This is a genomic window from Lentibacillus salinarum (assembly GCF_042679865.1).
GTDB classification, from domain to species: Bacteria; Bacillota; Bacilli; order Bacillales; family Amphibacillaceae; genus Lentibacillus; species Lentibacillus salinarum.
Genome location: NZ_JBHTNH010000026.1, coordinates 39411 through 64219, shown reverse-complemented (window position 1 = coordinate 64219; position 24809 = coordinate 39411). Strand labels below are relative to the sequence as shown.

Annotated in this window: 24 protein-coding genes; all 24 read right to left on the bottom strand. The window is 39.4% G+C overall.

Going from position 1 to position 24809, the window contains the following annotated elements:
- Positions 1-216: 216 nt before the first annotated feature.
- Positions 217-1110, bottom strand: a complete 894-nt coding sequence (locus ACFQ4A_RS12210; RefSeq protein ID WP_382401001.1) for a sugar phosphate isomerase/epimerase family protein — start codon at positions 1108-1110, stop codon at positions 217-219.
- Positions 1107-2249, bottom strand: a complete 1143-nt coding sequence (locus ACFQ4A_RS12205; RefSeq protein ID WP_382400999.1) for a Gfo/Idh/MocA family protein — start codon at positions 2247-2249, stop codon at positions 1107-1109. The genes ACFQ4A_RS12210 and ACFQ4A_RS12205 overlap by 4 nt, the downstream gene beginning before the upstream one ends.
- 65 nt (positions 2250-2314) lie before the next feature.
- A complete protein-coding gene (locus tag ACFQ4A_RS12200; protein WP_382400997.1) occupies positions 2315-3310 on the bottom strand; it encodes a LacI family DNA-binding transcriptional regulator in 996 nt (331 codons plus the stop codon).
- A gap of 62 nt (positions 3311-3372) precedes the next feature.
- Positions 3373-4395 (bottom strand): inositol 2-dehydrogenase, encoded by a 1023-nt coding sequence (gene iolG, locus ACFQ4A_RS12195; protein ID WP_382400995.1) that lies wholly within the window; start codon positions 4393-4395, stop codon positions 3373-3375.
- A gap of 87 nt (positions 4396-4482) precedes the next feature.
- The gene (locus ACFQ4A_RS12190; protein WP_382400993.1) at positions 4483-5487 is read right to left on the bottom strand and encodes a Gfo/Idh/MocA family protein; all 1005 of its coding nucleotides are present in this window, start codon (positions 5485-5487) and stop codon (positions 4483-4485) included.
- 174 nt (positions 5488-5661) lie between these two features.
- Positions 5662-6051, bottom strand: a complete 390-nt coding sequence (locus tag ACFQ4A_RS12185; RefSeq protein WP_382400991.1) for a tautomerase family protein — start codon at positions 6049-6051, stop codon at positions 5662-5664.
- A gap of 98 nt (positions 6052-6149) precedes the next feature.
- On the bottom strand, positions 6150-6908 hold the full coding sequence (locus ACFQ4A_RS12180; protein WP_382400989.1) for a DeoR/GlpR family DNA-binding transcription regulator: 759 nt from the start codon (positions 6906-6908) through the stop codon (positions 6150-6152).
- Between the two features lie 233 nt (positions 6909-7141).
- Positions 7142-8017: a carbohydrate ABC transporter permease gene (locus ACFQ4A_RS12175; protein ID WP_382400987.1), complete on the bottom strand. Its 876-nt coding sequence runs from the start codon at positions 8015-8017 to the stop codon at positions 7142-7144.
- An 18-nt stretch (positions 8018-8035) separates the two neighbouring features.
- Entirely contained in the window at positions 8036-9022 is a 987-nt protein-coding gene (locus tag ACFQ4A_RS12170; protein WP_382400985.1) for a carbohydrate ABC transporter permease, read from the bottom strand.
- A gap of 77 nt (positions 9023-9099) precedes the next feature.
- Complete coding sequence (locus ACFQ4A_RS12165; RefSeq protein WP_382400983.1) at positions 9100-10404, bottom strand: extracellular solute-binding protein; 1305 nt, start codon at positions 10402-10404, stop codon at positions 9100-9102.
- A gap of 490 nt (positions 10405-10894) precedes the next feature.
- Positions 10895-11065, bottom strand: a complete 171-nt coding sequence (locus ACFQ4A_RS12160) for a hypothetical protein (protein ID WP_382401129.1) — start codon at positions 11063-11065, stop codon at positions 10895-10897.
- Complete coding sequence (locus ACFQ4A_RS12155; protein WP_382400981.1) at positions 11034-11171, bottom strand: hypothetical protein; 138 nt, start codon at positions 11169-11171, stop codon at positions 11034-11036. Before ACFQ4A_RS12155 ends, ACFQ4A_RS12160 begins: the two co-directional genes overlap by 32 nt.
- A 20-nt stretch (positions 11172-11191) precedes the next feature.
- Complete coding sequence (locus ACFQ4A_RS12150; protein ID WP_382400979.1) at positions 11192-11413, bottom strand: hypothetical protein; 222 nt, start codon at positions 11411-11413, stop codon at positions 11192-11194.
- Positions 11414-11740: 327 nt separating this feature from the next.
- Positions 11741-12742: an inositol 2-dehydrogenase gene (gene iolG / locus ACFQ4A_RS12145; RefSeq protein WP_382400977.1), complete on the bottom strand. Its 1002-nt coding sequence runs from the start codon at positions 12740-12742 to the stop codon at positions 11741-11743.
- A 669-nt stretch (positions 12743-13411) separates the two neighbouring features.
- Positions 13412-14260, bottom strand: coding sequence for a carbohydrate ABC transporter permease (locus ACFQ4A_RS12140; protein ID WP_382400975.1), 849 nt, complete (start codon positions 14258-14260; stop codon positions 13412-13414).
- Between the two features lie 2 nt (positions 14261-14262).
- Entirely contained in the window at positions 14263-15144 is an 882-nt protein-coding gene (locus ACFQ4A_RS12135; RefSeq protein WP_382400972.1) for a carbohydrate ABC transporter permease, read from the bottom strand.
- 129 nt (positions 15145-15273) lie between these two features.
- Positions 15274-16551: an ABC transporter substrate-binding protein gene (locus tag ACFQ4A_RS12130; RefSeq protein WP_382400970.1), complete on the bottom strand. Its 1278-nt coding sequence runs from the start codon at positions 16549-16551 to the stop codon at positions 15274-15276.
- A gap of 74 nt (positions 16552-16625) precedes the next feature.
- Positions 16626-17357, bottom strand: coding sequence for a glucosamine-6-phosphate deaminase (locus tag ACFQ4A_RS12125; RefSeq protein ID WP_382400968.1), 732 nt, complete (start codon positions 17355-17357; stop codon positions 16626-16628).
- 41 nt (positions 17358-17398) lie between these two features.
- Positions 17399-18775, bottom strand: coding sequence for a 6-phospho-beta-glucosidase (locus tag ACFQ4A_RS12120; protein WP_382400966.1), 1377 nt, complete (start codon positions 18773-18775; stop codon positions 17399-17401).
- Positions 18775-19707, bottom strand: coding sequence for a carbohydrate kinase family protein (locus ACFQ4A_RS12115; protein ID WP_382400964.1), 933 nt, complete (start codon positions 19705-19707; stop codon positions 18775-18777). The genes ACFQ4A_RS12120 and ACFQ4A_RS12115 overlap by 1 nt, the downstream gene beginning before the upstream one ends.
- Before the next feature lie 145 nt (positions 19708-19852).
- Positions 19853-20578, bottom strand: coding sequence for a GntR family transcriptional regulator (locus tag ACFQ4A_RS12110; RefSeq protein WP_382400962.1), 726 nt, complete (start codon positions 20576-20578; stop codon positions 19853-19855).
- A gap of 589 nt (positions 20579-21167) precedes the next feature.
- A complete protein-coding gene (locus ACFQ4A_RS12105; RefSeq protein WP_382400960.1) occupies positions 21168-21986 on the bottom strand; it encodes an inositol monophosphatase family protein in 819 nt (272 codons plus the stop codon).
- Between the two features lie 6 nt (positions 21987-21992).
- A complete protein-coding gene (locus ACFQ4A_RS12100; protein WP_382400958.1) occupies positions 21993-23111 on the bottom strand; it encodes an ABC transporter ATP-binding protein in 1119 nt (372 codons plus the stop codon).
- A gap of 1 nt (position 23112) precedes the next feature.
- Positions 23113-24804, bottom strand: coding sequence for an ABC transporter permease (locus ACFQ4A_RS12095; RefSeq protein WP_382400956.1), 1692 nt, complete (start codon positions 24802-24804; stop codon positions 23113-23115).
- Between the last annotated feature and the right edge of the window lie 5 nt (positions 24805-24809).

Sequence of the window (24809 nt, the reverse complement as noted above, 5' to 3'; positions counted from 1 at the left end):
CAAAAACAACTCATGATTATATAATAATACTGTTATCGTTTTCAGTCAACAAGTTAACCGGAAATATTATTAATTTATTATTAACTTATTGTGAACTTTTGGATACGAGACTGATATTTGGCGTATTATTAACGCCTTTCATCATTCTAAATTCGTCTGTTTTTGCTCAAACCTATGACCAATTGTGTTGCTTATGCGTACCTTAAACATGTGACATCAGCGGGCGGGGGTTTTCATTCCAATCCCGTCAAGATATTGTTTGGTACGCCTAGCGATTGGAAGTGGTTTGTCGAATGGGACCGGATACATATCTTGCTCAACAATTGCCCACCCCGAAAAATCATTTTTGGCCAAAACATCCATCAATTCAACCATATCAATGGATCCATACTCAGGTTCACAAAATATGTTATTCTTGACTGCTTCAGCAAGGGACCAATCGGACAATTCTTTCTGTCTTCTCACATTTTCATTACAATTTTTAATATGAAGATAAGCAATCCGACTGCGGTGCCTTTCAATAAACGTTACCGGATCACCACCCGCATACGCATGATGGCCGGTATCCAGGCATAGTTGGATATCAGAATCTTTCAGCAGTCGTTCGATTTGTTCTTCTGTTTCGACATGGGTTTCCCCGTGTGGATGATAAATGACCTCAAGTCCGTATTTTTCTTTGGCATAATGTTTAACTTTATTTATGTTTTGCACAAAACTTGCCCATTCTTGATCATTTAACACCTTTGAGTGGACAGGTTCTCCCGTGAAAAGGTCAGTATATGTTGCATCCATCAACACGACATACTTGGCATTGGGGAATTTGGTCTGTAATTGAGCCATCTCGTCAAGATCAGCAATCATTCTTTGAACCTGAGTATCAGAAGTTAGGTCATCCATAAGCGTCGTCGCAACCAAATCAATATTGCGTTTATCCAATTCGTTTTTCAAATCTTCATATTGATTGGGCAAGTAGCCCCATGGCCCTAGTTCTATGGCGCGGTAACCAGCTTGTTCTACTTGGTCCAAACATTGCGTCCAATGAGGCTGATAGTCATCTTCAGGGAACCATACCCCCCATGAACAAGGCGCTATACCCAATTTGACACTCATGCTTTCACTCCTTTTTTCGCAATTTCAACCCATTTTTGTTCGCTGGCAGATTCTAAAATGGCTGCTATCGTTTGATCGATTTTGGCACCAAAGGCAAAATCACAGATATAAGAAGTCCCTTTTACAAATGCCGATAACAATTCATGGACTTCCAATATTTTAATATCGTTAAAACTGATAGCTACGCCTTTAGCCGGGCTTAGTGCATCAAATCCTTTATGTTCTGGGCCCAGAAAAACAGTCCTGAATCCGCCGTCTGTTTCCTCGTCCGAAGTGAAGTACACATTCACTTCATTTAACCTTTCCAAAGAATAGTGAACCGCACCTTTTGTCCCCTGGATTTCATAAGAAAGATAGTTTTTACGCCCTGTTGCCAAGCGACTGGATGCCAGTGTTCCGATCGCACCATTCTGGTAATTTGCCATAACCGTAATCACATCATCATTTTCCACTTCTGCCATCTCATTAGAACCAGCTGAAGCAGGTCTTTCTTTGATAAATGTACGTGCTACGGCATTAACACTGTCAATATCGCCCAGCAAATATTGGGATATGCTCAATAAATGTGAAGCTAAGTCGCCCAGAGCACCACTGCCTGAATACTTGTTTAAAAACCGCCACGTAATCGGTAGATTGGCATCCAAGAGCATATCCTGATCGTAAGTGCCCGTAAACCTCATGATGTCGCCAAGCTTTCCGGTCGAAATCAGTTCTTTAATATATTGGGTGGCCGGATTCATTACATTGTTAAACCCTACATAGTTAATGACACCTTTTTGCTTAGCGAGCTCAGCTAATTCGTTTGACGCTTCATAGGAAAGCGTCAATGGTTTTTCACAGTACACATGCTTTCCGTTTTGCAGTGCTGCCTTTGCTATCTCATAGTGCAAAAAGTTGGGTGTGGCAATATCAACAATGTCTACCTCCGGATCAGTCACCACCTCTTCCCAATTGGTTGTATAACGGGCGAAACCAAGCTTTTTGGTGGCATTGATAGCATTTTCTTCATTAACATCCGACACCACCTCAAAAACTGGCTTTCCGTCTTCAGGTCCATACGCCAATAATGCGTTTACAAATGCATTCGTGTGTGACTGGCCCATCCATCCGGCACCAATCAATCCAATTTTTACGTCCATACTTTTCGCTCCTTCTCTACATCGCAACATCACTGAAATATCATATGACTGATAGAATGCGTCAACTACACTTCACCCGTCGATTCCCGTTCAATTAATGCTGGTGTGAATAATTTTCGCTGTTTGACACTTTCCGGCGTTCTCATTTCATGTATGACGGCATCCACAATCTCTTTACCCATTTCATTAATGGGCTGTTGAATGGTTGTCAATTCCGGAACACCTGTTGACGAAAGGATTGTATTATCAAATCCAATGATAGACACGTCTTTGGGAATGTTAAGCTTAAATTCTCTCGCAGCTTTCATAGCACCGATTGCAAGCGCATCATTACAGGCAAAGACGGCTGTTGGCGGGTTCTCCTGTTGCAACAATTCTTTCATCATTTTTTCACCATTGGTTATATTGGCTATTGTTTTCTTAATATTTTTTTCCTGAACAGGTAAACCGTACATATCGCATAAATCCCGATACGCATGTAACCGTATTTTACTGCTGTTAACATACTCCGCAATAACACCAATATTTCTGTGACCGAGAGACAGCAGATGATTTATGGCTAAATAACCACCTTTGTAATCATCGACCGAAATAACATTAAAATTATTCGTCGGGCTGTCCTGAGCAAACAAGGCGATTGGGAAGGTGTCGTCTATTAATCCTTTCATTAAATCCATACTCTTAAATCCTGATGCTATAATATAACCATCCACTTGTTTCCTGTGTAATAACTCAATATATTTTCTTTCCTTTTCGATATTATAATCGGTACTGCATATGAACAGCGTCAATCCCTTTTCAAATGCCGCGTCTTCAATCACTCGGGAGACCTCTGAATAAAATGGATTGGATATATCAGGAATTATGAGTCCCAGAGAATCTGTTTGCTTTTTGGTTAAAGCGGAAGCAACCGAGCTTGGGGCATAATTTAAATCCTTCATGGTGCTGATAACGCGTTTTTTTGTATGCTCACCAATCCTCCCCGTGTTATTGAGGACTTTGGAGACCGTTGCAATGGAAACGTTTGCTTCTTTGGCGACATCATAAATGGTTGGCTTCACTATCTTTTCCTACTTTCCGGATAGATTCTTAATCCTATAAAATACCAATCAATTGACAGCCATTAAATCGTGACATTCAGTTCCGAAATTGACACAGGTCTATTTTGATCGCGTGATAGTTTGGCAGCCTTTGCCAGCTGTTCAGCTTTAGCCCCGTCTTCACCCGTTAAAAGAAGTGGCTCATCGTCCAAAATGGCTTTAGCGAATTCCTCCATTTCGTCTACATATGCATCATGGTATCTCTCCAAAAAGAAGTATTTTGGATGGTCAACTGTTACTGATTCTTTCGTGCTTATTTCGACATTCGTTGGTTGTTCATTATTGGCCGAAACGACCCCTTTGGACCCGAATACTTCAATACGCTGGTCGTAACCATAGGCGGCTTCCCTGCTGTTATCGATAACACCTAATGAGCCATCTTCAAACGTTAACGTAATAATGGCCGTATCCACGTCATCATTCCTGCCAAATTTCGGATCGATTAAGTTCGCTGCTTTCACGCTGACTTCTACAACTTCTTTACCGGATAGATAGCGAATCATATCAAAGTCATGGATGGTCATGTCCATGAACATACCACCGGAGCGTTTGATATATGCTTCAGGTGGCGTCTCAGGGTCGCGTGAAGTGATTTTGATAATATGGGGGTCACCAATATCACCTTTTCTGACCGTTTCCTGGACTTTCCTAAAATGTTTATCAAAACGGCGGTTAAACCCTACCTGAAATTTAACACCCGATTGATTAACCGCTTCCAAGGCTTTCTTTGTTTCTTCCAAGTTAAAACTGATCGGCTTCTCACAAAAAACATGTTTACCAGCCGATGCACAAGCTGTAATTAAGTCAACATGTGAATCGGTATTCGCACAAATGAATACAGCATCTATTTCATCATGGTTAATAATCTCATAGGGATCATCTGTTACGAGATTCACCGCTTGTTCGTACTTGGTTCCTTTTATCTGATCAATAAATAGATCAGAAACGCCCTTCAATACCACTTTGTCAGATACTAAAGCGTTGTCCGCGTGCAAGCGTCCGATCCGGCCAAAACCAATGATACCAATCCCTATTTTCCTCTCCATTTTTCATCACCTCTTAAGTATTTTTGTCGATATAACGTTATTTTCAAAACGGAAGACCCATTATTGAAAGCACCTTCAAAGAGCTGTTTAGACGGTAACAGCATTTGTTACGTTAACCTCTTTGCCTGATTTTGCTGACGTGATACAGGCTTCGAGGACATTCATATTACGAATCGTATTATTGCCATCGTAGAAAGGTTTTGTTTCATTAAGGACACAATCGGAAAAATGTTCGATGTTAATTTTGAATTCATCGCCCTGAATCATTTCTGATCTTGTGTTGCCATCATTGTCCAACACATACAGAATACCTTCCCCGCCAAACATGTCTGGCTGGTAAGCTCTTGGGACTTGAATGACGCCTTTGGTTCCGACCACTTCATACACCATATGTTTGGCCATATCCATCCCGCACTCCAAGGTTCCTTTTTTACCATCTCCGAATTCTAAATGGCAGGTGGCCGACATATCCACTTGGTTGTCATCGTATACAGCTTTCGCCCATACATGGGTTGGCTCCTGTTCCAACACGTTCCTTATCGTGTGGATACTATAACACCCAACATCGTATAAACTACCACCACCCGTGTCTGGGGTTAGACGGAAATTCTCTTTTTTATCTAGGTAGAAAGAACAGTGGGACCGAACTAGTTTCACATCGCCAATTTCACCTGTGGCAATGATATTTTTAACACGCTTATTCTGCGGGTGATACTGGTACGTAAATGTTTCCATAAAAACGACACCATGCTGTTCACAAACCGTGACCATTTCGTTAGCCTCCGCTGCAGTGAGAGCAGCCGGCTTTTCACAAAGGACATGTTTACCCATTTCAGCCGCTTTCTTAACCCACTCGGCGTGCAAGTGATTAGGAAGCGGGATATAAACAGCGTCTATATCCGGGTCACTTAATAATTGGCCATAACTGTGATACGTTTTGGGAATGTTGTGTTTGGATGCTAAATCTTTCGTGTTGCCGCTTAAACTGGCAATAGCGTTTAATTCCGCATTGTTAGCCCTGAGAATAGCTGGTATGGTTAGTTTCCTTGCTATCTCTGCCGTGCTTAAAATACCCCAGTTTATCTTTTCCAATAGCTGCTGCCTCCTTTAGTTAAGCGCTTTCCCATATCGTATCACAAAAACAATTATACTCCAATAATTATTCTAAACTTTATACATTTTTTCTATATTTGTACCCCAAATCCTCACTAAAAAAGCCTGGGCACAGCCCCGGCAACATTTACGTTACATGGTCCTAATAGATTTCTATAATTCACCAGTTAAAAATTGCGCTTCACCAAAGCCAAAGCTCCAATCAGCAGCCCCATTCGTCGTGATGGACACCATGATATCATTTGGTTCTATTCCGCATTGCGCTTGCAGTTCATCAGCCAAAATCCGATAAAACGCTCTTTTTTGCTTGTCACTTCTTTGTGACGTTCGGACAGAAATGACCACAACATTTTGACTTCTTTCAAAGTTCAACCCAGTATCCTGTATAATCATTTCATCTTCTTTATGCTGATGGACAATTTGGTAACGATCTCTATCCGGCACCTCAAAAGCTTTTACAACAGCATCATGAGCTGCATCCAATAGTTTCTTTAATTCGTCGTCCGTCCTTCCTTCTATCACATCAAACTTTAACAATGGCATGTAACATTCCTCCCGGGTTTAAATTATGTGTGCTATGGACCATTTTTAAAAAATTCCGTATCTGAGGATGCTGTCAATAGACGTCCCATCCCGATTCTTTAGTTTTCCGGATAAACAACATTGATACCATTTTCTTGCGTATAGGTATAAAAGGCTTCCGGCATATTATCGGTTACCAAAAAATCAATTTCATTCAGTTCACTATACGTTGTTAACGAAGATTTGCCAAACTTACTGTAATCAGCGAGTAAAAATGTTTCTGTGCTGCGTTCTACAACTGATTTTTTTAAGCTACTTTCCAATGGTAGTGAGTTTGTTACCCCATTTTTAATGGTTAGCCCTGTGGTCGCTAAAAAGGCTTTTTTAATATTATAAGTCGTGATAATTTCGTCATTATCGGCGCTCGTGAATGAATTCGTCCTTCTTTCCATCATGCCGCCGGTAGAAAAAATACTTAGATTGTTGTATGGGAACGCTCTGAAAATGAAAGCAATATTATTGGTTATAATTGTCAATTCTTTATCTTTTATATAATCTACCATTTCCACAGTGGTGGTACCGGAATCAATAAAAATAATATCCCCGTTTTCAACGAATTCAGCTGCTGCCTTGCCGATTTTCTGTTTACTCTCGATGTTGTGTACTTTTCTGTCATCAAACGGTACCGTTGTGTTGGGTTTATTAACCTCTACACCCCCATAGACCTTTTTAAACGCCCCACCTTCTATTAAAGTTTGGACATCTCTTCTGATCGTATTTTTTGACACACCGAATTCCTTCACCAGTTCGTCCAACGAAGCCGAACCATGTTCATTGATATACGCTTTGATTTTATCCAATCGTTTTATTTTTAACACCTGTTATCATTCCTTTGTTTCATACAGTGGTATTTCAAGATGGGTTTATTTTGGTTAACTCTTGATATGATTCTACCATTGTTATGGCTTTCATACAATCTTTTTACAAGTTTTATCTAATCAAGTCCGAAAAACTTGAATCTCATTCCAAATAAAAACAAAAAACCAAGGTCTATATTCTCCTCCTGAGATAGACCTTAGTTTTATTATTAGTTACCTATTAAAATGAGCGATCAACCCTTGACAGCTCCCATTGTCATTCCCTTAACCAGGTGTTTTTGCACAACGAAGGAAAAAATCAATACCGGAATAACGGATACAGTCGCTGCAGCCGTCAAGGCTCCCCAATTTGTTTCATATTGCGTGATAAATGTTGAAATACCTGCAGGGAGTGTCATCATGTCTGTTGAGTTTAAAAGAAACATCGCAAACATAAATTCATTCCATGTCAAAATTAATGTGAATATCGACGTTGCCACAAATCCGGGCAACACAAGGGGCAGTACAATAATATGAAATGCTTTCATCCTGGATGCACCATCAATCATGGCAGATTCCTCAAGTTCTTTCGGTACCTCATCAAAGAATGCTTTTAACATCCAGACAACAAAAGGCAAATTAAAGCCCGTATAAACAATCAGCATCGCCCAATAAGTATTAATCAGCCCCAGTTGCTGCATAATAAGATACATCGGTATAACCACAACAATCGGTGGCAGCATTCGAGCTGTTAAAATGAGAAATGATAACCGCTCGTTTCGATTTTTCTTCAATTTGAAACGTGCCAAACTATAGGCAGCATAGGCGCCGATTCCCAAACATAAAATCATCGATACAAACGAAATAATCATACTGTTAAGGAAAAATTGTATAAAAGTGCTCCCTTCTGCAAAGATACCACTAACTGGATCAAAGTAATGCTCCCAGGTCAGATCCTTAGGAAAGAATGTTTGTGTATTGGCGAACAACTCATTTTCATTTTTTAAACTTGTAATCACCATCCAGTATAACGGAAACAGTACAAATAGGATCGAACCCGCCAAAAAAATGATTCGAAAAATCGTGGATCCAAGTTCACCTCGTGCAATCATACTATTAATTTTAGACATCGGCAGTTCACCCTCCTGTTAGTTTTTAGCTTGCGTTGTATTCATCATTCTGATCAATATAGTCGAGATGATGATTGTAATGATCAACACAATAAACAACCCTGCTGCAGCAAATCCGAAATCAGTGAACTTCATCGATGTACGGTACATCAGAAAACTGATTGTTTCAGTTGCTCGTCCAGGGCCTCCCTGTGTCAGCACAAATACCTGGTCAAATGTACGCAAGGCATCCATCGTTCGAATAACTAACGCAACGACAAGAATTGGCTTTAACATCGGGATTGTAACAAATCGAATGATCTGAAACTTGGATGCACCATCAATTGCCGCCGACTCAAATGGATCCTGCGGCAATGCCTGTAATCCGGCAAGAATTATCAGAAAGCACATCGGCATCCATTGCCAAATATCTACAAAAACCAATGACATAAATGCCAAAGTTGGTTCACCTAAAAAGTTTATCTTCGGCAAGCCAACACCCTGCAGTAAGTAATTAATGATACCCATGTCTGTATTTAGCATAAGGCGGAAAACAATAGCAACCACAAGCGGTGATAACATCATGGGGATAATCAGTACCCAGCGTAAATAGCGCATAGCTTTTCCATCTTTTGAAACCATCAGTGCTAACGTAAAACCAAGTACTATCTCAATTGATACTGCAAACAATGTATATAGCAGGGTAACCATAATAGCATTCCAGAAATCCGAACTGCTAAAAACATCTGCATAGTTGGACAGACCGGTAAATCCTGTGGCATTCCCAAATGTGTCATACGAAGAAAACGATACGACAAGTGAGTAGATGATTGGAAATAGCGTGACAATACCCAATAAAATTAAAGTTGGTAGCAACAATAAATAGGGAAGCCTGGTCTCTTTTTTTAATCTAGAGGATGGTCCATCGTTTTTTGGGTCCTTCATTCTCTTTTGACTGCTCTGAGTTTTTTCCACTTGAAAATTGTCATTATCCGCCTGGTGAGCCAGATTATCGCTGTTACGCATTCTCCGTTGAACCTCCCTTTGTCTTGGAAAATAATAGAGGGAACAGCGCCGACATGGCGACGCTGCTCACATGACCATCAGTTGTAATAACCATTATCCTCCATCAGTTTTTCTATTTCATCCGCAGCCTGAGTAAGCGCTTCTTCAGGTGTCAAATCTTCAGTTAAGGCCTGATTCAAAACAGTTCCGTAAATGGATTCAACCTCTGAATACAGCGGTGTACGCGGACGGAAATTCGCATTTTCCAATCCATCGGCTACCGCCTCAAGATATGGGATGTCCTCATTTAGTTCAGAATCTGTCAAGACACTTTTGCGCGTTGGAAGCCCACCAGATCTGGTCATTTCAACTTGAACCTCTTCAGAAGATGCCCATTTGATGAATTCGAGTGCGGGATCCTTATTCTCGGAAATTTGCGGAATCCCCATAATCCAGTTGCCAATCATTGGTGCATGCTCTTGCCCTTCAGCTTTTGGCACCAAAGAATAACCGATTTTTCCTTTAACAGCAGAATCTTCTTTTTCCATTTCTTCTCCCCAAACCGGCCAAACAACTGACATCAGGCCATCTCCTTGTCCCATGACACGTCCAAGCTCATCAGCGTTATAGTTAGCCACACCATCCGGTGCATATTCTTTCAAACTTACATATAACTCCAATGCTTCGATCGCTTCCGGGTTATCCAGAGTTACATTCCACTCATCATCGAAGAAATTAGCTCCGTGTGACCACAAAAAGGCACTGAAATTTGAAGCAATCGCATTCCCTCTTGCTCCACGGGGAACGAAACCATATTCGATTTCATCTTTATGTTCCTCTGCTGCCGTTACAACGTCATCCCAGGTCTCAGGTGCCTCATCTAAAATATCCTTACGATAGAAGAATAGTTGGACATTCCCCACTGCCGGAACGCCATAATAACGTGGTTCTTCATCCGGATCTGACCCAGGAAGACGCGGACCGCTGGGAGCAGGCCACATGCTGACTTGACGGGACATTTTTGCAAAATCATCATCCGGCGTGTAATCCAATTCATCAAGCGGTGTTAGAAAATCTCCCCCCGCAAACATTGGCATCCAAGGATCGTCCGCAAAAATGACGTCGTAGGCTCCCCCCTCGGAGCGTAAATCATTGTAAATACGTTCATAAAGTGTGTCATAGTTAAACTCGTTCAGATCGACTTTAATCCCTGTCTCTTCTTCAAATTGCGGAACCAATTCACTAATCGCTTTCGTCTCTGCTCCCTTAACCATGGCCACCGAAATGGATTGTTCACCGTCTGAGCTTGAACCGCCATCCGATTCCCCTCCAGCATCATCACTGCTGCAAGCGCCAAGGATAAAAACAAATGTGAACAGCAAAGCACCAAATAACTTCTTCATTAATTTTTCACTCCTCCTAAATAATGTTAAAACGCTTTCAAAAGGATTTAAAAATAACAAATACCTACCCCATTATCCCCCTTTTTCTATTAAGTTAAGCGCTTTCCTATATACTATCATAGAATATAGATTTGACCAAGTTTTTTTCTGAAATTTTTTTAAAGTAGAAATCAGATAATTAACGGAGAGGTTTAATGAAAAGCCAGCTGCTGTTGAAAAAGGCTCCAAGTAGCACTTTGGTAGGGAATCCAGGATCTATCTGTATGATGACTGACCTATTTTAAAATACGGAGGTCTATTGATATGAACCGTCAGTTTTTATGAAATAAACGCCGGTTAGAGGTGTCAGGGTGCGGTTATCGGAAACCTAAAAGTATTCAGATTAGGTAACCGCTTCCCTTTTATGTTTATGACTTGATCGTTTCTACTCATGTAAAATACTTGTAAATAGAACTTGAAGTCATTTTGGATGGTCTTCTGTCTTTTCCTTTCAGCTCTTTTTTTCCAAAACCTTTTTTACTGCCTGTACAACATGATCAGTCGTCAGTTCATATTTCTTAAGCAAATCTTCATTTGGGGCTGATTCTGAATTTCTGTCTGTCACCCCTACCCGAACCATTGGAACAGGTTTATTCTCGACAAGGACTTCTGCAAATAGCACTTCCTAATCCGCCCATAATACTTTGCTCTCCTGCCGTTACGATGGCACCAGTTGCATTAGCTGCTTCTATAATCGCGTTATATTCAAGGGGGTTAATGGAAGGCATGTGAATAATGGAAATGGGCGCTATGTCATATCCGGATGGGCTTGCAGACGCGAATCAATGGCATCAAAGGTGTCCAACTCATTGATTGGAAAATAGCCGCGAAGTGCCAGCACGGTATACAGACCTACTGCAGAATGACCTTTTGACAGAACGAATCGATCACGATTTTCATCTAATGGATTTTCAGGCGTTATCGTCATTTCATTAAAATATACATTAACCAATACATCAATGGCCGACAAAGGCCCACCAATATGTACGGCACCGGCAATGATGAATTGTTCTAACCAGTAACTTCCTTAATTCTGCTGACTTGTTTTTCAAGAATGTCATTTTTTCCTTAGATAGCAATTGATGCAAAATCGACACCTACAGATAAATGCGCTCATTTTAAATTCAGTAAAGCGCTTAATCAAACATGTAAAAAGTAAAGGGCATTTATAATATATATATGCCCTCTCAATCTACTACTATTTTCTGCTTAATCATGCTCTAAAGGCTACTTTCCGGTGCAATCAGACGATTTGCGCTAAATGTATTGACACCAGTTTCTAAGCTTACGTTATTCTTTATGACAAATATACCATATCTTTTTTCTTGAACGATTGTAATGCCGCATTAGCAATCTCCAAACTCTTCTTTCCGTCCTTAGCATCAATTCGGGGAGTCTGACCATTTTGTACACAAGCTATAAAGTGCTCGATTTCTGCAAGAAAAGCCGCTTCAAATTTCGTCATAAAATCCGGAATATTATCGTGATAGCTGATATTATTTTTTAAGACGATATTATTGTGATGTTGGATAGAACCAATTTGAATAGCCCCTTCCGTACCGACTACCTCAGCACGAATATCATAACCGTAAACAGCATTTCTGCTGGCATCAATATTAGCTACTGCGCCATTATGAAATTCTAACACTGTAGCCGTTTGATCAACGTCGTCATATTTTTTCATAAATGGATGAAGAAGAACCGTCCCAAATGACTGAACGGATTTTATCTCGTCGTCCATTAAAAAACGCGCAATGTCATAATCATGAATACACATATCTATGAAAATACCGCCACTTTTTTCTATAAATGCTTCAGGCGGGGCTCCCGGATCACGACTCACAGCGCCAAAGTAAATTGGCTCCCCAATATCACCCTGCTCGATTCTTTGTTTAGCATGGGCATAAGCAGGATCAAATCGCCGCATGAATCCCACCTGACAAATGACTTTATTGTTCTCGACTTCTTTGATAGCCTCATCTGCTTCCTCAAGTGTTTCGGTTATAGGTTTGTCCACAAAAATATGCTTGTTCCTTCTGGCTGCCTGAATAATCAGTTCTGCATGGGTTGGAGAAGGACTGGCTATAATAACAGCATCAATGTCAGGACTGTCAAACACTTCCTGCGGCTCATCAGTCCACCAGTCGACACCAAGCTCTGATGCTGCCTTTCTTGCACTTTCTTGACGTGATGTCACAACCGCTGTTAATTCAGCGCCTTTAACTCTTTCTGCAATATTTTTTGCATGAACCATTCCCAGTCTTCCTGCACCAATTACTGCACAACGAATATTATTCACGGGTTATCACCGCCTTTTATATGAGATTAAAATTGCTTTATATATTTATTGAGCATGCATGGATAAAGCGCTTACCTTCAAAGCAAATAGTTTCACATCATTATATCGGTCAATCCGGTGATTTTATTGCCGAACGGACTAGGCTAATTCAATCTGGGAACCACTATCTCAAATACTACCTCGTGGAGGCTGCTAGACAAGGTTCGAGTGCACAACCCTGTTTATGCTGAGTATTACGCCAAAAAGCTAACGGAACTGAAACAATTTCCCGAGAAATGTATCCTTGCGCTTAGAGCTCGTAAACAGGTGGTTGGTCTTTTATCGCTGAAGAACATCCAAATTTACTACCCGAATTAGGGGTGGCTTAGTATAATAATACCGCTGCTCTGAAATAACCTAATTTTACTTGGCTGGGTTACTACAGGAGGACAGTTTAACCGTTAGGTCTTAAAGGAATACTTTAAATTTTTTCAACGAAACAATGGCTGCAGGTTTTTTGATCAACTTTCTTATAAAAATAAATAGTAAAAATGAACGCCTCTTGACTTTACCAAAACTTATTCTAACTTGTTCAGTCTTACTTCTTTCAATAGGTGAGCCTTGTGTTTAGGTAAAACTCAAGGTGTCTATATAAAAGAACATTACCTATATAACACGAAACGAAACGTTCTATTCTTTAACACCACCGCCACTCATTCCTGTAATGAGATATCTTTGAAAAATGATTGCAATAATGACTGGTGGTATCGAAGCTATAATCCCCCCAGTGGCTGTCATTCCAAAGTCTGTAAGATGGCGCCCACTAAATTCAGCGATCGCAACAGATATCGTTTTTGCTTCAAGATTTGAAGTGAAAATTAATGCATAGAAGAATTCTTCCCAGGCCATTAAGAAAGCCATTATCCCCGTCGCAATAAAGCCAGGTCTCGCGATCGGAACAATAATATGCCAAAGAGTTTGAAAACGATTGCATCCATCTATTGCTGCTGCTTCCTCAAAATCATTACTTATGGAAGAAAAATAGCTTTGCATTATCCAAACAACAAAAGGAATAATAAAAGTTGCATCCAGTAAAATAAGTGTTAGCTTCATGTTTAGCATATTCAGATTGCTGAATAGCAAATAAAGTGGAATCACAATAACCACCGGCGGTATCATATAGGTAAATAAGAATAAATAAATCATGTTTTTCCTGAATCTGAACTTAAGCCTCGCAAATGCATATGCCGCCACACCGCCAACAACTAAAGATAATATTGTGACTGCAATAGCTACTTGAACTGTATTAAACATTGCAACACGAAAAGTCTCTGCCATTTCATTCCCATGATTCAGAAAAATATCTGCATATCTTTGCCACGTAATGTTCTCTGGAATCCATTGAAGAGGTACTTCTTTTAAATCTTGCGTATGTGAAATACTGGTAATAAACATCCAAACAAACGGTCCTAACGTAAATGCAGTTATGATTACAGCAAAGATATACTGAATAATCTTTAACGGTCTGTTTTTAGACATGGTTAAGACTCCTCCCGCTTCAATGTTTTAATATAAAAGAATGTTAATATGCCAATGATAAAGGCGATTAAGTAGGAATAAGTTGCGCCTCCGGAATAATTAAGATTTTCAAACACTTCGGAATACGCCTTATATCCCAGCACCATTGTACCGTCTGCTGGACCCCCGCCAGTCATGACGTAAATTAAATCAAATACTTTGAAGGTTTCCATTGTACGGATAACAACAATAACTAAGATCATCGGCTTTAAGTATGGCAGCGTAATGGAAAAGAATCGGCGGAATATCCCTGCCCCATCAACGATTGCAGCTTCATACACAGAATTATTGACTAATTTTAAAGCAGAAAGCATAAATATAACAACGAGAGGAGTCATTTTCCAAGCATCTGCTAAAATAATCATATTCATAGCTGTCCATGGGGAACCAAGCCAGGACTGATATTCAGGTATAATATTTAATTGAGTGAGCAGAGCATTGAAAGCTCCATATTCCGGATGATAAATCCACTTCCAAATTGTACTGCTTACAACATTCGGTATAGCCCACGGAATAATTATAATGGCCGTTAAAAAGCCCAGCCCCTTTAGTCTTTCGTTCAGCAGCAAAGCAATTAAAATCCCCAGAAATAATTCAAGACCGATAGATACAAAAGAAAAGTAAGCAGACCGTCCTGCCGCTGCCCAAAATGCAGAATCCCCCAAAACTTCTATGTAATTAGATAGTCCATTAAATTCCCCGGTTCCACCCATCGAAAGATCCATATCCTGAAATGTATATCCAAAAGTACGTAACAGTGGATAAATAACAATCCCAAATACGATTAACACAGCGGGTAAAATTATAAGCCACGCAAATCTTTGTTCAGTTAGCCCCTTTTTCATGTTAATACAACCTCCATGGTTTACATAACGCTAATAAAACCTTTAATATATGCAAAAATCGTATGTTTCTTTCGTGACATTAATGGTAATGTCCACCTGCTTACAAAGCAGGTGGATCTTGTTCATAGGTTATTGCATTACACTCTCTGCTTCTTTTTGTAAATCTTTTAAACCTGTTTCAACATCTTTATTCCCTGTCAATACCTCCTGAACACCTACTTGAATTGTTTGTGACAATTCGCCATAGGCAGGTATTTTAGGTCGGCTTACCATATGATTAAACTGCTCTTCAGCGGTTTCTACCAATTCCGGATTATCTTCCAATACTTTTTCATCTGTATAGAGCGATTTCCAAATTGGCAAGGTGATTTCTATATTGTTCTTTTGAACTTCTTTTGATGTTAAGAATTGAATGTACTTCCAAGCTTCCTCAGGATTCTCACTTCCGGAAGTAATCCCTAAACCTTCGCCGCCGTAAACTGTTGAACTTTTCACATCTTCAGAACCCGGAACTATAGTGATCCCAAGCTTGTCAGCAATATCTGAATTTTTCACTTCGTTATACATAAAAGACCAGTTTAAAGCAAATGCAGAATCTTCATTGATGAAGTTATCCAATACATCCTGCTCCAGATATTCCGTGGAATTAGGATTGGATAGTCCAGTTTCTAGAGTATCTACCATAAACTCAGTTGCTTCTTTTATATTTTCATTTGTAAATGTTGGTTCGCCATTTTTAACTATGTCTCCACCAAGACCACTTGAAACGGCAACATAATCACAGACCAGAGCCTCACCCTGACTCCAACTCCACACAGTAGGATGCTCAACTATATCTTGATCTTTAATCTTTTGTGCTTGTTCTTTAAATTCCTCCCAAGTTTTTGGTGGGGAATCGATGCCTCCCTCTTCCAGCATTTCCTTATTGTAAAATAAGAATTTAGCATCATTTTTCCATGGCATTGCGTACATTTTGTCGTTATAAGTTACACCGTTAAGGATCGGATCAAAAATATCATCTTTATCCTCTTGAGATATCTCTCCTGGAACCTCCTGCAGGATACCAGCATTAGCAAATTGTGCCAGCCAAGGCAAATCGACCATTGTCACATCGTAATCACCGGTTTTAGCTGATGTTAAGATCTTTTGTTTCATAGAATTATAAGCAACAAATTCTAATTCTACATTAATGTTAGGATTTTCCTCCTCAAACTGTTTTGTGAGTTCTTTCATATCGTCTTCAGCCCCATCTCCACTTGGGAAAATAGCATTCACCGTCACGCTTTCATCTCCACTACCACTTTTTCCATTACTTGAGTCCTCAGAGTTTCCGTTTGAACATCCAACAACTACTAAAAGCAAAAACAGCAAAATGAATATTCTGAACATTAAATTTTTAAGTTTCATTACTATATCCTCTCCCTATTAGTTTTATCTATCTAAACATTAATGAAATCGCTTTATTAAAACGAATTAAAAAATTACACGAAATTTTTAGATGCTGCGGTCTTATCAAAAATAAATTCAGCAATTTCCAGATTGTTCAATAGACTGGCCGGTACCTTATGCGTGACCGGTCCGTTTATAATTTGATCTACAATAGGAGCTTTACTTTCCCCACTTGCAATTGTAACAATTTCCTTGGTCGACAGGATCAATTTCATTCCTAACGTTATCCCTTTTGAAACATTTACTGGAGAACTGAAATATTTTCTCGCGGATTCTCTGGTTATATTATCAAGTGTTACAATGTGTACCAATTCATCCACGGGAACGTCTGGTTCATTAAATCCTAAATGACCATTCTCTCCAATGCCCAGTAGTATAAAATCTAAACCGCCTAATCGATTAATGGCGTTTCGTATCCGGTTGCATTCACCCTCGGTTGATTCTGCTTTCCCGTCAAAGAAAATAATTTGATTTTCTTTGACGTTTAGCGGAGAAAATAAATATTCATCTAATGTATTGCGACAACTTCCCTTGTCAAAACCATCAAGACCAATCCATTCATCCAAACCAACAAAAGTAATCTTGCTAAGATCGACCGAATGATGCTTTGTTTTTTCTATAAAAATATCAAAGGTTCTTAACGGCGTATCCCCCCCGGCCAAGCAAACAACTGCATCTGGCTTTTGTTGAATACAGGAAAATATTTTTTCTGCTGCTAAAACTGATAATTCTTCATGGGTCTCTACAAATCTTGTTTTTGCCATTTTTATACCCCTAACCAGACGTTATCGACAGGAATTTCACTTCACTTGAAATTAGGAAGATATTCCTTATGAACATGCATATACTCATCCATAATTGCCTTAGCTGATTTATATGAAGGAACCAACGGATGAACCGTTAAAGAATTCACACCAGCAGTATAGTCACCTTTTGCTGCTGCTTCGACTGCAAATCTTTCATATATTTTAACCGGTTTAATAAGAGACATTGAAATATCAGGCACGTCTCCAATTGCCAGTGGAAAATAGCCGTTCTTATTAACAAGACATGGAACTTCTACCACATCATCATCGTGCAAGTCTCTTATTGTTCCATTATTAGGAACATTCAACGTTAGAATTTGTTGCTTATTATTCACAATGCTTTTAATGACATTAAGCGCCAGCCCTTCGTACCCTTCTTCTTCAAATGTAATTTCAACCTCTTCTTCTTTTTCATAGACATTATGAACATTACCAGATGTTTCACGAGACATATATGTTGATGAGCGTGTTTCAAGTGTTGCGCTATAATCTTGGAGTGCTTCTTCAATCTCTCCTTTCTTAACAAGCTTTGTTAAGCGATCCAATAATGAACGATTTAATTGTACTAGTTGCTGACCACGCGTTTCTTGAGAATCAATAATATTCTTATAAGCTTGTTCTTGATAATAAAAATAGTAAAGATATTCGTTTGGGAGCATCCCCATATTTCGAACTAATTCCGGATCGAAAAAGTTAAATATATGTGAAACACGCGAAAGTCGTTCATATTCATCAAGAATTTTCGGTAGTTTTTCTTCGCCTTTAACTAGTACAGATGGCACCCAGCCTAGATGATTAAGACCAAAATAATTAACTTGTAATTCAGAATGTGAGATTCCTAGAAATTTTCCAATTGCATTCTTTATACCGGCATGCGCGTCACATATACCAATGACTTTTTTATGTGCGCCGTATGTATTTAATGCTTGTGCTAATAGACCGGCAGGGTTTGTGAAATTTAATAACCAGGCATCCGGTGCAAGTTCATGAATGATCTTGGCGTATTCCAGCATCACAGGGATAGTGCGCAATGCCATTGCAAATCCGCCTGGACCGGTAGTTTCCTGACCAATAACACCATGTTTTAAAGAAATTTGTTCATCATTCACACGCGATTCTTCCTGACCGACTCGAATCGCAGAATAGATGAAATCTGCTCCTTCTACGGCATCACGGATGTCAGTTGTAAAATTAAGCTTGAAAGGGTTACCATTTCCTTTTACTAAATAACGGGATAATTCTCCCATCACTGATAGACGCTCCTGGTCTTTATCGAAAAGAACGACTTCGTCAAAACTGATATCATCATGCTTAAATAACCCATTAATCAACATTGGAGTTCGCATACCAGCTCCACCAAGTATCGTTAGTTTCATCATAAGTCCTCCTGTCTGTTTGGGTAGATTAATTCTGTTGGTATGTCTCGCCACATCGGACTCGTTTTTGTTCCGCCCATTCCTTCAACAGAACATCCGCCACAGAAATTACCCAGTTGAATCGCTTGTCTTACTTCATAGCCTTTTATAAGTCCAGCTAGTAATCCCGCAGAGAAAACGTCCCCCGCGCCTGTTGTATCAACAGGAATTCGTTTACTGCCTGATACCTTTTCGGTTGTGGTGCTTTTTTTGAAAATTGCTCCTTGTTCACTGAGTTTTACAACAATTAAGTTGTTTGGATTCAAATCTGCAAGAACAGCCAAAGCCCTATCGGGATCACTTTCACCAGTTATCTCCTGAGCCTCTTTCAGATTAGGTGTAAACAAATTACTTAATTTGATAATTTTTTTTAAGTCAGGACTATGAAGCCATTCCTTATTCCACCCTACATCTAAAGAAACATCAATCCCTTTTTCATTAGCATATTCAATGATTGATTTAGTTCTTTTTTCCGCACTTATATGTAAATATTCAGTCTCTATATTCCCCAAAACAGAATTCACATAGGCTCCATAATCAAAGTTCTGTATTTCATCCTCGTAGGAGACAAAAGAACGGTCTCCGCTATAATTCAAAGCAACAGACAAAGAGCGAAGAGGACGATCCAGTGATTTCATGTATGTTGTGATGACACCCTCAGCCTCAAGTTTTTCAATGATAAACTTACTCAAAAAGTCATTTCCGACTGGAGCTAGAATCGCTACCTTCAGACCAAGTCTCGATAATGCCACTGCAGTATTATAAGAAGCACCACAGGTGAACTCGAAATCATCACAGTATATTTCTTCCGATGGTTCCGGCAATTTGTCTATTTCCGAAAAAATAATGTCAACCGAGACAGGACCGCAGACGACAACATCAAACTTTTCCATATTTTCACCTCCTTGAGCGTTTACTTATCATGATGTTACAACAAATTTATTATGTTATTACTATAAATAATAAAATATAACGTATGAATAGTCAACACAATTCAGTGAAATTATTCTTCCTGCCCTAGTTTTAATTAAACACCAATTAATCATAGTTACGCTCCGTTATAAATTTAGACATATCCCCTCTAACAATAGTATTAGAATACTCAACCACACTATTGTCTAGTGTGTATGTATGCGAAGTTAACAAGAAAGATGGTGTGTTTTCCGGTATTTGGAGCATTTGGCAAATTTCCATTTCTGGTAACACCGGTTCAATCGATTCAATTGAATTTTTTATCGATACATTATACTTCGTTTTTAATAACTCAAATAAGGATGAAGAGCAATCTTCATTTACGAGATTTGGTGCAACTCGCCATGGAATATATGAAACAGAAAATTGATAAGGCTTATCCCCTGCATAGCGAAGCCTTTCAAGTTTGGTAACGGGGGCTTCTTCTTCAATTTCAAGACTATCTGCCATAAACGAGGAAGCTGGAACCAGCCCCAGATTTAAGACTTTAGAATAAGAGTTCATACCAGCTTTTCTCATTTGTTCAGAGAAACTTTTAATTTTCTGCGTAATATGTTCATTAATTTTTGGTGGAGCCACAAATGTGCCTTTGCCTTGTATTTTATAAATTGACCCCTCAAGTTCTAGCTGCTGTAAGGCCAAGCGAATGGTAGTTCTGCTTACACCGAATGTCTCACATAGTTCAGATTCTGTAGGAAGCTGGCTGTCAATGTCATATGCTTCACCTTGTATCATTTTTAAAATTTTGTTCTTAATAGTAAAGTATAATACAGTTCCTTTATTTTGTTGCATAGCCACCACTCCCATGAATTGTCTATTTTAACAAAAGTTTATTGTGTCATTATAACAAATTTGGTAATTAATATAACATAGCACTATTATCTGAAAGGTTTTAAAGAACGTCAAGGAAAAAAAGTTGACAAGTTGTAAATAATGGAAGTTTCATAAATTATACAGCTTTTTTTGGCGTTGAATTAGACTGTATATACCATCTTCAAACTTCGGCATCACTTGCCGCCACTCCACCTTTCTTCTAACCGGCCTCCCTCCAACTTCTTACGGACCCGATGGTAACATCTTTGGTTAGTTCCATTAAAAAAACACGCATCCCCTATCAACGATAATAAGGATTGCGTGTCTGGTCATTACTCTGTATAAATATCCACTAAAACATCCTCTCCAGCAGTTACACTCGATTGGCGGGTCTCATGATTCACTTTAAATTGATTACCATTTTGTTAATTTACCTTAGCATTGAAGTCAACCTTGTTTCATAGATTCAATGAAAACAAGGAAGCTGCCTTTATAATGGATATACCGCGGCTTTATAAACCCAAAACACCATGATGGATGATTTATACAAGACAATTTTTGTTGCATCTCATCCCATTTCTTTTGATGCAACCTTATTCAAGTGATGGATAATGACATTATCCATCACACCATTACCGCACATAAAGCTTTTGAAATCTAAAATGAACGGTGAACCATCCATTTCACTGACTGAGCCATTTGCTTCCTGAACAATCAAAGCTCCAGCGGCAATATCCCAAATATTCAATCCAGGTTCCCAATAAGCTTCAAGTCTTCCAGCAGCTACGTAGGCACAATGCAGGGCAGCAGACCCGAAAACTCTTATGTTTCTGCATAATGGTCCCAGTTCATTGATCTGATTCAATACAGCTTTCCGGTCCACATCAACATCGGCAGGAAAACCTGTTGCCAGCATACTCTCTGCCAGTACTGATCTGTCACTTACATGCAGCCTTTCGCCATTAAGAAAAGCTCCCTTTCCATATTCAGCACAAAACATTTCGTCATTATCCGGATTATAAATAATCCCTAATTTGATTTCCCCATAACTTATCATAGCAAGGGAAATAGTATATCCTGGCAATCTATGAATATAATTATTAGTGCCATCGATCGGATCGAGCACCCACAGATGCGGTTCACTTCTCAATAATTCCTCGAATGATTGACTCCCTTCACTGTAAATACTTTCTTCCCCAATTATTTTATGATTTGGAAATGCATCTTGTATTTTTTCCGTAATGAACGATTCTATTTTTTTATCCCATTCTGTTACCAAATCAAATTTTGATTCCTTGCGATCGACATTAAACGATGATTTAATACCGTCAATCAGCATCTCGCCGGATTCCCTCACGATATTTAAACTTGTATTTAGAAATTCCATGAATATTCACACGCCTTCATCATTTTTTTCCAGTACACTGACTGACTCTTCCTTCAAATGTAATCCAACCTCATCACCTTCGTGCTTTATGCCGTTATTCATATGTTCATAATCCATAATTGTCAGCAATATACCGTTGACTTCCACTTCATATTCAACACTATTGCCAAAGTAAGTAGTCTTCCGGATCACCCCGCTGAATTTCCCCTGTTCATCTATTTTCCAAAATTCAGGCCTTACAACACAATCAACCGTTTGCCCTTTCTCTGTTGGAAAACCCGTTTCATGGTTGATAGCCACTTCTCGTTCCATCATGGTCAGGATCATTTGATCACCATTTTTATTCTTTACGGTTGCCGGAACAAAATCAGCTTTGCCCATAAAGTCAGCAACAAAGTGGTTTCGTGGTCTTAAGTAAATGTTATACGGCGTATCTGCTTGCTGTAATTTTCCCTGATTCATAATAACGACTTTATCAGATATGGCCATCGCTTCTGTCTGGTCATGTGTGACATAGAGACTGGTAATGCCCAGTCGCTGCTGAATACTTCTCAATTCATCCCGCATATATTCTCTTAATTTCGCATCGAGATTGGATAAAGGCTCATCAAACAACAATACCCTTGGTTCCGTTACGATCGCACGTGCCAGGGCAACACGCTGCTGCTGCCCGCCAGAGAGCTGTGATGGGGAGCGGTTTTTCAGTTTTTCCAGATGCATCGTCTCCAAGACAGTGTTCGTCCGCCTTTCCACCTCACTTTTATTTACTTTTTTAATGTTCAGCCCGTAGGAAATATTTTCATAGACTGTTAAATGCGGAAATAAGGCATAACTCTGAAATACCATTCCTATATCCCGCTTATTGGGGGCAACTTTTGAAAAATCTTTATCCCCCACAAGAACACTGCCTGAAGTCGGGAACTCGAAACCTGCCAGCATTCTTAAGGTCGTCGTTTTCCCACATCCGGAAGGCCCCAGCAAGGTCACCATTTCCCCGGATTTCACTTGTAAATTTAAATGAACGACTGCAACAAAGTCTTCACCGTCGTCTGTTGACGGGAATTTTTTCACCAATTGGTTTAATTCCACTGAAGCTGACCTCGTTGCGATAGGTGCTTGTTCCATGCTATTCCCTCCGTGTCTTAAATTTACCGTTAACAAGCAATTCCATAAATGCAATGACTACTAGAATGATTGCGATTAAAATAATACAGTATGCTGCAGCCGCACCCATTCTGCTTGATTCTACCTGTGACAAAATTGAAACGGTGATCAGGTTCCAATTAACTGACACCAAAAAGATAATGGCACTGATGGAAGTCATCGATTTCACAAAACCATATACCAAACCGGAAAATAGGGCAGGTTTCATTAGCGGCAAGGAAATTTTCCAAAATGTTTTTAATGAATTGGCTCCCAATATAGTAGAAGCCTCTTCGATCGATGAATCGACCTGCCTTAAGCTATTGGTCCCTGCTTCTATACCTACTGTCACGTTCCTTGTGACAAAGGCCAAAATTAAAATCAGCCCAGTACCTGTCAGGAGTAATGGCTCATCATTGAATGCCAATATATAACCAATACCGACCACAGTTCCAGGTACAGCAAATGGTATGATACTAAAGAGCTCCATTAGCTTTTTACCAATAAATTGCTTGCGGATCAGTAAATAAGCAATGATCATACCTAATATTCCAATGACTGGCGTAGATGCCAATGCCAATATTAAAGTATCCTTGATTGAGTTGAAGCCAACTGTAAAAATATATTGGAAGTGTTCAAACGTCAAAGAATTATCCACACCCCAAAGTTTTACAAATGAACCCCATAAGACAGAACCATAAAACAACAGAACGACCCCGGTAATCAGCAAACAAAAAGTGAATAATGGATAGACGATATACTTTTCATTGATTTTTATGCTGCCCTGGCTCGGCTTTCCGGTTACAGTTACATAGGATTTTTTGCTGATCCAATATTTTTGGATAAAATACGCTGTTAATGCTGGCAGTAATAATGCAATTGCTATAAATGCCCCCGACCTCAAATCGTACATACCTGTAATCTGTAAATAGGCATCAACAGCAAGTGTATTATAATCGCCCGCAATGACCATAGGATTCCCAAAATCCTCAATCGACTTGATAAAAACAAGGAGTAATGAGCTTAACACTCCCGGTACAGCCAATGGAAATGTAATCGACTTGAAGACAGACCACCTTGATGCACCTAAATTAAGTGCTGCATCTTCCACTGAAGGATCAATTGATTCCAAAACGCCGCGCAAGTTGAGATAAGCGATTGGAAAAAAGGCCAGTATCTGGATCAGAACCAGACTGGTAAACCCATAAACATTGGTATCCTGCAAGCCCAGTAACCCGTTTGAAATAATCCCATTACGACCAAATAGCAAAATAACTGATAAAGCAATAACAAATGGCGGTGAAATAATGGGCAACAGGGCAATTAAATGAAAGAATTTTTTTCCCTTCATCGAAGTCCTGGTTACAGCAAAAGCAAAAATAAAACCGATAATCGTTGCAAAAAAAGCAGCAACCATCCCTAATTTCAAGCTATTCCAAAGTGTGCCCAGAAACGCGGAGCTCGTCAATTGCTCAATGATAATAGATGGGTCGAACCCTTCTTCACCAACAACAGTTGCTTTAAAAACCTCAAAAATAGGGTAAACTGAAAATAATAGTAATGATAGGAACACTAATATGATCAGCACTAATAGAAAGGGCTCTCTCATTAATGCTTTTAATTCTTTTTTTCTTAAAGAGAACTTTTCTCCAATGCTGGCTGCATTTGATTTCACCAGTG

Excerpts from the sequence above, each read along its gene's own strand:
- ACFQ4A_RS12210 (WP_382401001.1), bottom strand. The coding sequence starts at position 1,110 with ATGAGTGTCAAATTGGGTATAGCGCCTTGTTCATGGGGGGTATGGTTC.
- ACFQ4A_RS12205 (WP_382400999.1), bottom strand. The coding sequence starts at position 2,249 with ATGGACGTAAAAATTGGATTGATTGGTGCCGGATGGATGGGCCAGTCA.
- iolG (WP_382400995.1), bottom strand. The coding sequence starts at position 4,395 with ATGGAGAGGAAAATAGGGATTGGTATCATTGGTTTTGGCCGGATCGGA.
- ACFQ4A_RS12185 (WP_382400991.1), bottom strand. The coding sequence starts at position 6,051 with ATGCCATTGTTAAAGTTTGATGTGATAGAAGGAAGGACGGACGACGAA.
- ACFQ4A_RS12175 (WP_382400987.1), bottom strand. The coding sequence starts at position 8,017 with ATGTCTAAAATTAATAGTATGATTGCACGAGGTGAACTTGGATCCACG.
- ACFQ4A_RS12170 (WP_382400985.1), bottom strand. The coding sequence starts at position 9,022 with ATGCGTAACAGCGATAATCTGGCTCACCAGGCGGATAATGACAATTTT.
- ACFQ4A_RS12165 (WP_382400983.1), bottom strand. The coding sequence starts at position 10,404 with ATGAAGAAGTTATTTGGTGCTTTGCTGTTCACATTTGTTTTTATCCTT.
- ACFQ4A_RS12155 (WP_382400981.1), bottom strand. The coding sequence starts at position 11,171 with ATGCCTTCCATTAACCCCCTTGAATATAACGCGATTATAGAAGCAGCT.
- ACFQ4A_RS12140 (WP_382400975.1), bottom strand. The coding sequence starts at position 14,260 with ATGTCTAAAAACAGACCGTTAAAGATTATTCAGTATATCTTTGCTGTA.
- ACFQ4A_RS12135 (WP_382400972.1), bottom strand. The coding sequence starts at position 15,144 with ATGAAAAAGGGGCTAACTGAACAAAGATTTGCGTGGCTTATAATTTTA.
- ACFQ4A_RS12130 (WP_382400970.1), bottom strand. The coding sequence starts at position 16,551 with ATGAAACTTAAAAATTTAATGTTCAGAATATTCATTTTGCTGTTTTTG.
- ACFQ4A_RS12125 (WP_382400968.1), bottom strand. The coding sequence starts at position 17,357 with ATGGCAAAAACAAGATTTGTAGAGACCCATGAAGAATTATCAGTTTTA.
- ACFQ4A_RS12120 (WP_382400966.1), bottom strand. The coding sequence starts at position 18,775 with ATGAAACTAACGATACTTGGTGGAGCTGGTATGCGAACTCCAATGTTG.
- ACFQ4A_RS12115 (WP_382400964.1), bottom strand. The coding sequence starts at position 19,707 with ATGGAAAAGTTTGATGTTGTCGTCTGCGGTCCTGTCTCGGTTGACATT.
- ACFQ4A_RS12110 (WP_382400962.1), bottom strand. The coding sequence starts at position 20,578 with ATGCAACAAAATAAAGGAACTGTATTATACTTTACTATTAAGAACAAA.
- ACFQ4A_RS12105 (WP_382400960.1), bottom strand. The coding sequence starts at position 21,986 with ATGGAATTTCTAAATACAAGTTTAAATATCGTGAGGGAATCCGGCGAG.
- ACFQ4A_RS12100 (WP_382400958.1), bottom strand. The coding sequence starts at position 23,111 with ATGGAACAAGCACCTATCGCAACGAGGTCAGCTTCAGTGGAATTAAAC.